Origin of the sequence: Veillonella sp. 3913 (assembly GCF_003992235.1) — a bacterium.
Lineage (GTDB): Bacteria > Bacillota > Negativicutes > Veillonellales > Veillonellaceae > F0422.
Window position 1 is genome coordinate 381,241 of record NZ_RQVF01000002.1, and the last position, 13,643, is coordinate 394,883.

The 13,643-nt window shown below is 40.9% G+C and carries 11 protein-coding genes; all 11 read right to left on the reverse strand.

Annotation, left to right across the window (positions count from 1 at the left end; translation table 11 throughout):
• Nucleotides 1-6: 6 nt before the first annotated feature.
• On the reverse strand, nt 7-792 hold the full coding sequence (locus EO113_RS04835) for a sulfite exporter TauE/SafE family protein (protein ID WP_127135678.1): 786 nt from the start codon (nt 790-792) through the stop codon (nt 7-9).
• 3 nt (nt 793-795) lie between these two features.
• Nucleotides 796-1,737, reverse strand: a complete 942-nt coding sequence (locus tag EO113_RS04840; RefSeq protein ID WP_127135679.1) for a hypothetical protein — start codon at nt 1,735-1,737, stop codon at nt 796-798.
• 9 nt (nt 1,738-1,746) lie between these two features.
• Nucleotides 1,747-2,928: a DNA polymerase IV gene (locus EO113_RS04845; RefSeq protein ID WP_127135680.1), complete on the reverse strand. Its 1,182-nt coding sequence runs from the start codon at nt 2,926-2,928 to the stop codon at nt 1,747-1,749.
• Nucleotide 2,929: 1 nt separating this feature from the next.
• On the reverse strand, nt 2,930-3,280 hold the full coding sequence (locus tag EO113_RS04850; RefSeq protein ID WP_009353907.1) for a helix-turn-helix transcriptional regulator: 351 nt from the start codon (nt 3,278-3,280) through the stop codon (nt 2,930-2,932).
• Between the two features lie 310 nt (nt 3,281-3,590).
• Nucleotides 3,591-4,154 carry a redoxin domain-containing protein gene (locus EO113_RS04855; protein ID WP_062401150.1) on the reverse strand — a complete coding sequence of 188 codons (564 nt, stop codon included), beginning with the start codon at nt 4,152-4,154 and terminating at the stop codon, nt 3,591-3,593.
• Nucleotides 4,155-4,299: 145 nt separating this feature from the next.
• The gene (locus EO113_RS04860; RefSeq protein WP_009353877.1) at nt 4,300-5,541 is read right to left on the reverse strand and encodes a serine dehydratase subunit alpha family protein; all 1,242 of its coding nucleotides are present in this window, start codon (nt 5,539-5,541) and stop codon (nt 4,300-4,302) included.
• 146 nt (nt 5,542-5,687) lie between these two features.
• The gene (gene menC / locus EO113_RS04865; protein WP_127135681.1) at nt 5,688-6,827 is read right to left on the reverse strand and encodes an o-succinylbenzoate synthase; all 1,140 of its coding nucleotides are present in this window, start codon (nt 6,825-6,827) and stop codon (nt 5,688-5,690) included.
• Nucleotides 6,828-6,898: 71 nt separating this feature from the next.
• The gene (gene menH, locus EO113_RS04870; RefSeq protein WP_240633666.1) at nt 6,899-7,726 is read right to left on the reverse strand and encodes a 2-succinyl-6-hydroxy-2,4-cyclohexadiene-1-carboxylate synthase; all 828 of its coding nucleotides are present in this window, start codon (nt 7,724-7,726) and stop codon (nt 6,899-6,901) included.
• Nucleotide 7,727: 1 nt separating this feature from the next.
• On the reverse strand, nt 7,728-9,536 hold the full coding sequence (menD, locus tag EO113_RS04875; RefSeq protein ID WP_127135682.1) for a 2-succinyl-5-enolpyruvyl-6-hydroxy-3-cyclohexene-1-carboxylic-acid synthase: 1,809 nt from the start codon (nt 9,534-9,536) through the stop codon (nt 7,728-7,730).
• A 309-nt stretch (nt 9,537-9,845) separates the two neighbouring features.
• The gene (locus tag EO113_RS04880) at nt 9,846-10,988 is read right to left on the reverse strand and encodes an isochorismate synthase (protein ID WP_127135683.1); all 1,143 of its coding nucleotides are present in this window, start codon (nt 10,986-10,988) and stop codon (nt 9,846-9,848) included.
• 283 nt (nt 10,989-11,271) lie between these two features.
• Complete coding sequence (locus EO113_RS04885; RefSeq protein ID WP_164726325.1) at nt 11,272-13,551, reverse strand: YadA-like family protein; 2,280 nt, start codon at nt 13,549-13,551, stop codon at nt 11,272-11,274.
• Nucleotides 13,552-13,643: the final 92 nt, after the last annotated feature.

Below are 13,643 nucleotides of genomic sequence, written 5' to 3' on the forward strand. Positions count from 1 at the left end.
TATTTTTTAGAATAATACGTGGGATGTGTAAATCAAACGCAAGGCTAAGATACCAACCCCAATAGATAACCCAATCAAAATTGTTTTTGCACGCAAGCGTTTTGCAATATAGGCTCCTAATTGACCACCTAGTAAGGCACCAATACCACAAGGGATAGCCACTTCAAAATGGATATGCCCGCTCAAGAAGTGCGTCAATGTCCCTACTGATGTAGAGGTAACCAAGATAAAATGACTAGTAGCTGTGGCCATATGCGTAGGGAATCCCATAATGTAAATGAGGGCTGGCACGTGAATCAATCCACCGCCGATACCAAATAGACTGGATAGGAATCCGACTACCATACTAATTAGAATACCTACCACTTTATTATAGGTCAATTCTTCTAACTGCAAGGCTTCTTCTTTACGTTCTCCTTTTCTCATATTTTTATAGCCAATAAAGCCAGACATGATAAGCAAGAAAGAACCAAACCAGAATCGGAATCCATTACCATCAAAATATTCCGCCACATGAGCTCCAACGATAGATCCAGGGAAAGTAGCAATACTAAAAAGAATGGCTGCGCTATAGAGAATTTTTTTCTGTTTCACATAGGCAATCGTACCAGAAATGGCATTACAGGTTACCGTAAACAAGGATGTACCTACCACCATGGCTGGCGTCCACTCTGGAAAGAAATATAAAAATACAGGCACAAAGATAATACCACCACCGGCACCGATGATGGTACCTAACGTCGCTACGGCAACCCCTAATAATATAAAGCCTAAAATACTGATGATATCCATACCTTAGTCCTCCTTCGACAGTTTCGCAAATCGGTCTAACTTGTGTTTTTTGAAGACCGCTTTCATGCCGCGCTTTTCCGCTTTTTTCTCTGCCTTTTTTGCTACTTTTTGCAAGACTTTTTCTGTCCATGCATCGCCATGCTCTTCTGCATAGCGTTCCCATTTAGACAATTTTTTTGCCCACTTGTCTACAGAGGGAGTTTCTTTTTTATGTTTCGACTTATCTTTGCTTTTTTCCTTCTTTTTCTTTTTTTCTTGTTTCACAATGCAGCATTTATCTCGCTCTTCTGGTATAGGAGAATCTTCTGTGCAATGTTTACAACGCTTTTTATGATCTTTTTTTGTCTCTGTTGAGGACTCTATCTCAAACATATCATACAAGTTAGATTTTTTGTTAGTATATTTCGTTAACTCAATGACCGCATCCTCTTCATCGTCTTTAGAGTCGTTATCCTCCCCATCGTCATCATAGTCATGCTCATTAATACGCTTCGTTTCACTGGTATTGCTGAATAAATTCATAAAAGAACTCGATGTTGCTTTCGATTCAACCTTCTCTACAGGCGTTTCCCCTTGCCAACGCTCAGCCATCACAAAATCTACGCCTAATGCTACACCTACATCATAGCCTTCCACACCTTCATCCGCCATAGCTTCTACTGTTGGTGTCTCTTCTAAGGAAGATATCATATCATACAGATAATGATCTGTTACCATACGTTGGAGCCCACGTAATTCTTCCCATTGTTTTCCCAATAGAGCCAACATATGAGCAAAGTTTTCTAAGTCTTCTACCACTTCCATAGCCATTTCAGGGGACTCCATATGGTGCGCCTCTAAATTCGCCACATATTGCTGTTGCACTTTTTTGCAATGACCATATGCTATCTGCAAGCCTTGTAACAACTTTTCAATCTGTTCCTGGTCCAATATATATTGTTGCATACTATCCTCCTAGGACGATGTCGTGTCATCCTTCAATTTTCGTTTCCACATAGCTCCTGTGGTAACAATATCTTCTCCAAATCGTTCTTCCAAAGTATCTAGTACTTGTGCTAACCGATCTGGCTCTGTTTCTTCACTCTGAAAGAGCGAGTCTTGCTCCACCTCTTGGTGAAAGCCACTGACCGTAATCCCCAATAACCGGAACGGTCCCTGTACATTAAGTTTATTATATAATACACAGGCCGTCTCATACAATACATCTTCTCTATCCGTCTGATAGGATAATCGTTTTTGCCTTGTTTTGGTGGTAAAGTCTGGCAATCGTACTTTGATGGCTATCGTATGACCTTTAAGTCTTTTCTGGCGCAAACGCTTAGCTACATGGTGGGCAAAATATCGCCATTCGTTGTCGATTTCCTCTGGGTCCATTAAGTCCCTTTCATAGGTCAGTTCATTGCCTACGGATTGCAACTCACGATTCCACTCAATAGGACGATCATCAATGCCTTTAGACAACAAATACACACGTTCACTTTGATGACCGCAATAAGGTTCTAACTCATGATACGAATCTAACTGCGCAATATCTTGAATCCTATGAAAGCCGCCTCGCTGTAATGCTTGTTCCATATGAGCCCCTACGCCCCACAACCTGCGTACCGGTAAATGTTTAATATGAGCGCTTTCTTGACCATGAGGAATAATATATAAACCATCTGGCTTTCGTAAATCCGACGCTAGTTTTGCTAAAAACTTATTCGGTCCAATTCCCACAGATGCGACCAAACCCGTTAAGTCCTTAATTTGTTCTTTCACAGCACGGCCCACCGCCATAGGAGACTCATAGAGTTTTCCTAATCCTGAAATATCTAAAAAAGCCTCATCTAACGAAATGGGCTCTAAATAGGGACTAAACCGATGCAATACCTCATGAATTTGATCAGAAATTTCATGATATCGTTCCATCCGTGGCAATAGATAGATACCATCTGGACATAATTTTCTAGCCTTTTTAATAGGCATAGCAGAACGCACGCCAAACTTTCGCGCTTCATAACTGCACGTAGCCACCACACCACGTGAAGAAAGGCCACCCACGATAACTGGATGACCTTGTAGTTCTGGACGATCATGTTGTTCTACAGATGCAAAGAAAGCATCCATATCTACATGCATAATCCAACGTTTCATATTATTCTGCCACCGCTTGTGGAGCATCCTCAATACGGCAGTATTTGATTTGTGCACAAATGCACTCATCTTTTGTTTTATATAATTCAGGCAAGAATTTAACAAATTCATCAAATGCTTCTTCATTAATGGAATAGCGTGTCCACAAACCGCTACGCACAGAATTCACAATACCTGCATCAATTAAAATTTTCATGTGATAACTAAGAGTAGATTGAGATAACTCAAAACTAGCCAAAATATCACACGCACATAATTCATTACAAGACAACATGTCTACAATGTGCAATCTTGTTTCATCGCTAAGGGCTTTAAAAATCCCTGCCAATCGTTCGTATGTAACTTCTAACATTCTCATTCTCCTATATGCATTCTATTTGTAACCTTACCTCCTTATTATATACAAATTTCTAAACTAAATCTAATAATTTAAATGAATAAAGGATACTTTTTAGTAATACAACTATATAATTTGAGAAAGATAAAAACGACAAAGCATAGCTTTGTCGTCTTTATGGGAAGTAAAGGATCTAAGATGTGTTCTTAGGAAAGTTTACAAATATAGTCAACACACTCAATTAGTACATCATGTGTTGTTGAAGATTCGAGAGAGGGAGAGGAGCCTTCAACCACAAAACTACTAAAGGAGCTGTTTATTTACATTAGATTTTGCCAACTAAGCCAAGATCTGCTGGGTTCAACGTTTTTTCACCAGGAGTCCATTTCGCTGGGCACACTTCACCATGTTTTGCAACAAATTGGCAAGCTTGTACTTTACGTACTAACTCAGCAGCAGAACGACCTACACCCATGTCACAGATTTCTGCGGCACGAACGATACCTTCTGGGTCTACCACGAAAGAACCGCGATACGCTTGGCCAGACTCTTCAGAGAATGTCTCGAAGAAGTCAGCTAATTCATGTTTAATATCGGATACCATAGTGTATTCGATTTTATTGATTGTAGGAGATGCATCGGACCATGCTTTGTGAACGAACGCAGAGTCAACAGATACGGAGAATACTTCTACGCCCAAATTTTTCAATTCTGCGTATTGATCTTGTAAGTCTGCCAATTCTGTTGGACATACAAATGTGAAGTCTGCTGGATAGAATACAAACACGCTCCATTTACCTTCGATAGTTTTATTGCTCACTTTAATAATTTCTGGTTTACGGAATGCATCTAATTCAAAAGCTGGTAGTTGTTTACCGATGATTGCCATGCTAAATCTCCTTTATTGTTACAACCTATACATAGCACAAACTGAGTATGTGACTATGAAATCAATCTATGTATCTATCATACACTATACTTTTAGAAAAATCAATATAGAATTGTTCTCATTCTCTATACCAATAATGCATAGATTACTTTTCTAACATGGTTTCTAGGATGACAACATCGGTTTGCTTCATCCCTTCACGGGCAATGGTTGCTACCGTTTGCACCGTATGGTCAATGTCTTCTTTTACAATACCTTGGCCTGCTTTAAAGCTATTATCTGTCTTTGCTTGTGTATAGGCTAATAAGGAATTACCAAGGGACATACCAATTTTCATAGCACAAGATGCTTTTGCTCCATCGCAAACCACACCGGATGTGCCTGCTAATGCATTTGATAATGTTTCCCAAACTACTTCCTTGGATTCATTAAGCAAGAATGCTACACCAGCGGCTGTAGCAGAAGCAGCACTCACTACACCGCAATAAGCACTCAAACGACCAATATATTGTTTAATGTATAGAGCTAACACATTGGCTAAGGCTAAAGAACGCAACGTATGGTCACGATCGATACCGTATTCTTTAGCATACATCATAATAGGTACAGATAATGTAATCCCTTGGTTACCACTACCGCAGTTAATCATTACTGGCATAGAACAACCGTCCATGCGTGCATCAGAGCCAGCAGCTGCATAGGCACGAGCTTTATCCGCAATGGAAGAAGAATTGGAAATAATCAATTTACCAATGTTGGAACCATAATTGTTTTTCATACCTTCTTCGGCAATAGCCATATTCAAATCTAATTGTGGTCCTAAAATATCTTCCAACTCTTTCGCATCTACAGTACTAGCAAATTCATAGCAAGAGTCAAAGCACAATTCCATGGAGTGTTTAGCCACTTCTTCTGCAGATAAGGCAATCAATACTTCCCCATCTTTTTCTGCGTAAGAAATAGTGGTATGTGTATTTTGAACAATGACCTTAGATGTATGCTCACCAGCGACGGCAGTGACTTCGATGAATAAGTTTTCTACCCCTTCTGCTAGCTCAATATCACAGTAATCCGCTTCAAATAAACGGTCTGCTTCTACCACTTGTTCATGAGTAAGGTCTTCTAGCACTTCTAGTTCTTTCGCCGCTGTCCCTACTAAGGTGCCTAAAATAAGACTATAATAAATGCCCGTACGACCTTCTGAATTAGGAATGGTCACACTTTTTGCATTCTTAATAATATTGCCGCTTAACCGACCATGAATGTGATCTGGTCGAACTCCTAATAGTTCTGCCGCTTTCGCCGCTGCAAAAGCCAAGGCGATTGGCTCCGTACAACCAAAGGCCGGTTTTACCTCACGTTTTAATAATTCTATGTACTCTGTCATACAAACCTCCTACTTACCTATGTATAAGAACGATACTTTCCACCTCTACTTGAAATGCATCATATCTGTATATATCATATAGTTTCATACACTACTTGTATATTGTATCATACCACATCCACAACCTATACAAGTATATAAATCCGTTATAGGTGCCATAATTTCTTATGTATGCAATACGTCTCTAACGCCTCTATATCAACGTCTACACCCAATCCAGCACCATTAGGTACCTCCACAAACTGTGAAAGTCTCTCTATACTGCAGTTTTTTATTGTACTAATAATAGGCGGTCGAGTCAAATCTCGCTCAAAATAGCGCAACGAATCTGACAAATCTCCCGGCATATAACTATCTCCTAGAGCCGCTAATTGTACATGCATCCATTTGGAAATACTCGATTCCACCATGGATCCAATCCAGTACTGGATGCCATGGTCACGACAATACTGAATGACATTAGCCGTTTCTCGAAGACCACCTAAACGACCCACTTTTACATTGAGTACATCCAACAAGCCATGCGCATGGGCATAGACCAAATCGTCATATCCCAAAATCGATTCATCTAAACATATAGGAGTCGTAATCCCCCATTCGTGAGTTGACTTATATTGATGGTACATTTTTAAACTTTGTATTTGAAAGGGCTCTTCTATACAGGCCAAATGAAACCCCTGTAAGGCCCGCACCTTATCCACATCTTCATAGGTGTAACTTTGATTCGCATCCACCGCTAACATAAGGTCTGGATAGGCTGAACGCACTCGCTGTACTCGTTCATAACCATCCTTAGGGGATACTTTCAGTTTAATACGCTGACACCCTTGTGATACATAAGCAGATACAGTATCTACCAAGGTATCCAAAGGAACCTCACCAATGACAATGCCCGTAGGTACGGTCAGTAGTAAGGATTGCTGTAGCACGTATTCCACTGTATTGACCCCTAAGCGATGGCATTGTAGATGGAGCAAGGCATTTTCCACAGATGCCACAGTCATAGGCATTCCTTCCATCAGCCATTGTTGTGGCAATGTAGTTGTTGTTTCTTGCCCCAACAGGTTTGGTAAATACCTCGTACATAAGGTATCCCAACAAGATGCCGCCGTTTCTTTTGTATAAAAAGGGTCTACGAAGGCCACGCATTCGCCGTAACCTACATAGCCCGCTTCATCTTCCAAACGAACAATGAGAGTATCCCTGACACCGACTTCACCCTTTGCCGTTTTGAAAGTAAACTTCATCGGTAATTGCATATGGTACAGGGCAATATTTGTAATCATAGGACACCTCTCATTTCTATCATATCACTAGTATACACAGTCATTACAGAGACATTCGCTAGTAGTGACGGTTATAGGAAAAATTGTTTTAAAATTTGCCGATACGCCTCTGGTGCTTCCACATGCACATTATGACCCACCTGCGATACGATGCGATGAACATCACTAAAATATTTAGCCCCAATGGCTGTATATTTTGCATCTAGCTCACCGCTAATATAACAAATGGGCATGGTCAACTCCGACAAACGATGACCTACATAAGGCATACTCCCCTGTCCGCTTCCTTTCAAGGTGAACGCCAATGCATGAGGGCTATTGAGCAAGCGCCGCCCTCTAATCTGCTGTTGCACCTTTGTAGGCAAACCTTGTTGTGTCTTGAAAATCTCTAGCTGAGCCCAGGTCTCGCTAAACCACGTGATATCATGTGCACGAATCCGTTCAGCCAGCCCTTGATCGGCTACATAGCGGTCTTGTCGTTCTACTCTATCTTCTATCCCTACAGAGCCACTTTCCAAGACTAGATGCGACACTTCCTGAGGATACTCTAGCGCATATACTAAAGCTAGCCTAGCCCCCATGGAATACCCCATGAGAGCATATCTTTCACCGGCTACGGCATAGATAACCCGATGCAAATCACTGAGCATCTGAGGCAGTTCATAAGGTTTTAATTCCATAGGTCGAGCCGACCTACCATGACCCATACTATCGATACGTATCAGTCGATAACCTTGCACCTCAATGCCATCCCAGGTAGACCCGGATTCGGAAAATCCATGAAAACAAACTAACGGTTTTCCCGTACCCATTACAGTCACCCCATAGTAGTATTCTCCTATGTGGATCTGCATACGTTGCATATCTAAGGTTCGTATATCTTGAATCATCGGTCTCATATTATTGCACCCGATAGACCTTGTGTAACTCACGACTAATTTCTTTAGAGGTAGGCACTTCAATGAGGTGAATCCCCTCTGTACCGATATAGTGTTGCATCGCCTGTTCTAACTCTGCATTCGTAGTGACTTTTACATAGTCTAAGCCATACATGGTGGCTAACCCACTATAATCAATGCCTTGCGGTGTATTGAACAGGTAATCGAAATCATCCGTTCCTTTTTGTGGCAAATATTGGAAAATACCGCCTCCATCATTGTTATGTAAAATGATGGTCAAGTTCATCCCCTGCGTTTTTCCAATAGCTAAACCGTTCATATCGTGAAAGAAACTTAAATCTCCCGTCAGCATCACTGTTGGTTTTCCATTCGTGCTAAGCCCTAACGCCGTAGACACGGTCCCATCGATACCATTGGTGCCACGATTTCCGTACACCATGGCTTGCGATCGTCCAGTGGCCCAGAAATAGTCCATATCACGAATAGACATACTATTCGCCACCAGAAGTTGGCCTTCATCAGACATCATTTGTTGTAGCATATGAATGGTACGACCTTCAAATAGATTCGGTTCCTCTTGAACCTTGTCTAATTGTTCACGGCTGTTGGATTCGATTTGTTGCCATACTCTGACATACTCTATATCCGATACTGTATAGCAACTACATGCTGTGTTAGATTCCTCTAATCTATGTCGATGATTGATATCTGTGATATCCTGTTCCAGTCCAATTTTATAAGAGCTAGCGCCTTCCGCGTCACTCTTATCTAATAATCCCTGCACTGTATCGCCTATTCGACTACCTAGATCCAATATAGCAAATAAGCCACGATAGATCTCCTCTAAGAATACCTCTACACTCGCCATGACATGTATGGTAGTTGTCAAGCTAGGATTCACTACATCTGCATTAGGGCTAACGGTAATATAATCGATGTCCGTCAAGGTCCCCATCCATTGCTGAATCCGTTTTGACACAGGGATTTGTCCCAATTGGATGACCACATCAGGTCGCAACTCTTCCCATCGTTCATGATGAGCCAAGAACGCATCGTAGGTGCTAATCACGCCCTCGTATTGGCGCAAATTAGACAAGGGATCACCGATGACAACAGCGCCAATCCGATCGGCAAAGTCTACGACTGCTTTGGGATTCGTCACAGTAGGACCACCCAAGATGAGCACTTGCTTTCCATTGAGTAACGATGCCAAGGATGCTATCTCCTGATGTTTCACAAGTCGGAATGATTTCGCACTGCGACCTTGTTTAAAATACTCTTCCTCACGATTGGGCACCAAAGGCTCAAACAAAGGTACATTGATGTGTACCGGCCCCAATTTGTGGTCATTCGCTTTCAAATAGGCACGGCGTGCCACTTGACGAGGGTACGTGTAATAGTGACTTTCACTAGGCACAGACAATTCCTCATAATAGTTCACGGCGGTGCCAAAATATTTCTGTTGATCAATCGTCTGCGGTGCCCCCACCTGTTGCAAGGTGTACGGACGGTCGGCGGACAAAATAATCATAGGTACACCGCTGTGCTTGGCTTCCACTACAGCAGGGCCATAATGAGTCAACGCAGACCCCGATGTGCACACCAATACGGCTGGTTCGCCTTGTGCTTTGGCAATGCCCAATGCCATAAACCCAGCAGACCGTTCATCAATATTCATATATGTGTGAAAGCCTCCATGGCTTTGAAAGAGCATCGCTAATGTAGTGGACCGTGAACCAGGACTGAACACCGCATGGCGCACCCCTAATTGGTATAACTCATCTACCAAACTTGCTATATATTCATTCATATCGTATCTCCCATACCAATATGTGGTATTGTACTATATCTAATAGTGACTATCTACTATGTATTATACCATTGTTTTTAGATTCTGTACGTATCCATATGAGTTGCACTGGGTATCTATCTAACACCTAGACGCCCCTATCTCTTTCATAATTAACTGACATACATAGACATGGGTTCATAACAAAAAAAGGAATGCTGATTGCTCAACATTCCTGTTTAACTTCCTGTATCTGTTCAATACATCGGTACGGATTCATCATCCTACCCTATGGCATGCCTAATTGGATCTATACGTGGATGTATCATCCTACAAGGCATCCAATATAGTACCCATTTTGTTGATAGTTTCTTCGTACTCTTCATCGCTATTGGATTCGCTCACAATACCGCATCCTGCATAGGCATAGAGTCGGTTATCCATGATAAGGGCCGACCGAATGGCAACCACTAGAATGCCATCCCCCATGTCTTTCATAAATCCAAAGGGCGCCGCATACATACCGCGCTCATGGGCTTCATACTTTGCCAGTAAATCCATTGCCAACTCTCGTGGCTCGCCCCCTAGGGCTGGTGTAGGGTGTAATAATTGGCCCCATTCGATGAGGGATTTCGTGCGATCCTTAGCGGTGATGATGGTCCGCAAATGGTATAACCGTGAAAGCTCCATAATCCCTGTCTCTCCTACGGTCACATCCTCCGTCACTTGTCGCATCGTATGCACAATACGATCTCGCACAATATTGTGCTCCACCCGATTTTTATGGTCATTCAGGAATCGTTCTTTCGTCCACGCCTTAGGACCAAACTTTGGTGCTGTTCCTGCCAAAGCATAGCTTAAAATTTCATCCCCCCGATGACGTACGAGAATTTCAGGGGATGCCCCCACAAAGGTACGTCCCTCTTTTTCATAACCAAAAATAAAGCAATTTGGATTATTCTCCACCAAACGGTCTAATATGCTCACCACATCAAACTTTGTAGGGCTGGTAAACTCTACCTCACGAGAAGAAACCACCTTCGTCATGCGTCCTTTATGGATATTTGTCAAAATGGCATCCATCAAGGTATCCCAATCTTGTTTATCATCACTAGTTTCTGTGAACGTATGATTCACGCGCTCAATCTTATGGCGCTGTATGTCTACGCCCTCCCCTGCATGCAGGTAAAAGGACTCCCCATTTTCCACAATATAGTAATGGGTGAAAGCCACCATTTCATGGCCCATATTGCGCCATTTTTTATCTTTCACAGTAGGGAAAAACGTGCCTCCATAAAATACGTATGCATATTGTTCTCGGTCACGGTCGTCTTGTACCACCGCCAATCGTTTAGCGCCTACCACTACACGATTACTTTGACGATCCACCCAAAAGACCCGTTCTTCGCCCTCGAAGTTTAGCCAAAACTCCAACGGATTGTCTAATTGTAAAGGCTCCTTAATATATTTCATATGACACCTCATCATCCCTAATACCTAAATAGGGATATGCTATATAGATTCTATTACAATTATACCACACCTGTGAAACTCTAATGCAGTCTTAGTATGTCACTACATGTATCACTATTCTAGTCTAGTCATTGAACACTTAGAGAAAAACATATATTGATTCATATAAAAAATACATGTTAGGATACCCCAAAATAGAGTATACCTAACATGTATTCCTGTCATAATCTTAGTTTTCTATACACTAGGAGATACCCTAGTGATCTATTCTCTAAGTTATTTCTTATTTAGCTTGTAATTTTGCGTAGATATCGTACAATGCTGCTTTCACTTGTTCGTTTTCAGCTGTTAAACGATCTACTGCGCTTTGTAATTCAGCTACTTTAGAGGAGTTCATTTTTGCACCTTCGCCGCTGCCAAATCCAATTGTAACACCAGCATTAGCCATTGCGCCGTTGCCGTTACCGAAGCTTACGCCTGCATGGTACATTAAGTTTTCGCTAGCATAGTGAGCAGCACCTAATGCTACTGCAGTTTTACCACGGTATGTACCAACACCTGCCATTACTTGAGTAGTTTGACCAGGGTTGTATTGTAGAGGTTTCAATGCTGCTAACGCCGCTGCATTAGCGCCTACAGTTTTCACATCATTTTCAACAGTCGTTAAACGAGCTTCATGGTTTTTGTCTTTTTCTTGTAAAGATGCAATGTCTTTATCATATTTTTCTAGTTTAACAGTAGTAGTATCTAAATTACCAAGTTTTTGATCCAACGCTGCTTTAGCTTCATTTAATTTTTTATCTGCATTAGTACCAGCTGTGTTAATAGCTTCCTCTTTTGCAGTTTTAATATCCTCAGCAATGGCTTTTTTAGCTGTATCAATTTTTTCATCTGCTTTTGTACCAGCTTCTTTTACTGCCTCTTTTCTTGCTGTTGCAGATTTATCAGTAGCTGCTTTATCTGCCGCCATTTTAGCTTCTGTAATTTTTTCTGTTAATTCTGTTTTTGCAGCATCTACTTTTTTGCCAGCTTCAGCGATAGCTTCTGTTTTCGCTGTGGCAATATTTCCTTTTAACTCTGTTTTAGCTGCTGCTACTTTTTCGTCTGCTTTTGTACCAGCTTCTGTGATGGCTTCTGTTTTTGCTGTATCAATTTTGCCTTCTAATTCTGTTTTAGCTGCTGCTACTTTTTCATCTGCTTTTGTTCCAGCTTCTGTGATGGCTTCTGTTTTTGCTGTATCAATTTTGCCTTCTAGTTCTGTTTTAGCTGCTGCAACCTTTTCATCTGCTTTTGTACCAGCTTCTGCTACTGCATCGTCTTTGGCTTTTTTAGTATCCTCATCGATTTTTTTATCTAAATCGCCAATCGCTTCTGTAGTTGCTTTTAACCCTTCTCCTGCAGCTTGAATCTTATCTGCATTGTCTTTGATAGCCTCTGTCGTTGCTTTTAAAGCTTCACCGATTAATTTGACTTTTTCAGTATTTTTATCTACTTTAGCTTCTACATTTTTGAGTTTTTCAAGGCCTTCTTTTGTGCCTTTTACAGCTTCTAATGCAGTTGTGCGGTCATCCAAATTCGTAATAGAAGTTTCGTGAGCGGAGTGTTGTTTTTTCAACTCATCAATGTCTTGTTCATTTTTTTCTACAGCTTTTCCCATTGGATCAAGAATCTTCTCATTTAAGTCTGTCATAGCATCAGTAAGCGCGTTAGTTGTAAGTTCTTTTACTTTTGTAATACGCGTATCTGCTGCTTTAATTGCTTCTGCATTTTTAGCAATTTCTTGTTTATTGGCTTCGATATTCTCTTCATTTTTTGCTACTTCAGTAGCCAATGGATTAAGAACTTCCTCTCCTAACTTTTCCATAGCATTTGTAATTGCTTTAGCTGTAAGTTCTTTTACTTTTGTAATACGCGCATCTGTTGCTTTAATTGCTTCTGTGTTTTTAGCAATTTCTTGTTTATTAGTTTCAATATTAGTAGTATTTGCATCAATATCATTACGATTTGCTTCTACTGCTTTATCAACTACATCTAATTTTTCTTCATCTTTCTCTACAGACGCTTTAAGAGTTGTAATAGCCTCATTGTTAGCATTTACACTCTCAATAGCTTCTCCAATTTTTGTTGTATTGGCAGCAATCGCCTCTTTATTCGTAAGGATATCGCTAGCATTAGTATCGATTTTCTTGCCATTTTCTTCAACGTCTGTAGATATCTCACTTACTGCATCAACTACTTTATCAACTCGTGTAGCTTGCGCCTCAATTTCAGTTTTGTTTTTTTCGATATTTGCTTTGTTTTCTTCAATTTGCGCATTATTTGCTGCTGCACCTGGTGTACCAGCTGTTACCTTAGCATTAATTTTAGAGACTGTTGTTTCTAAAGAAGTTAATCGAGTATCTAAACTATCAACATCAGCCGCATTCACCGCACCTACGCCACTTGTTAATACCAATGCAGCTGCTACAACTGCTGCTTTTTTACCATTGGATTTAGCAAACTCAGATGTTACCACATAACATTGTTTTGCTGCACTGTACACAACTTTGAAAATCTGATTCATAATAATCATTCTCCTTTTACTCGCGATTAATTATTACACACATGCCTGATAAAGTGTAGGTGTCATCACAATTAACTTTCTCTACAATTTCA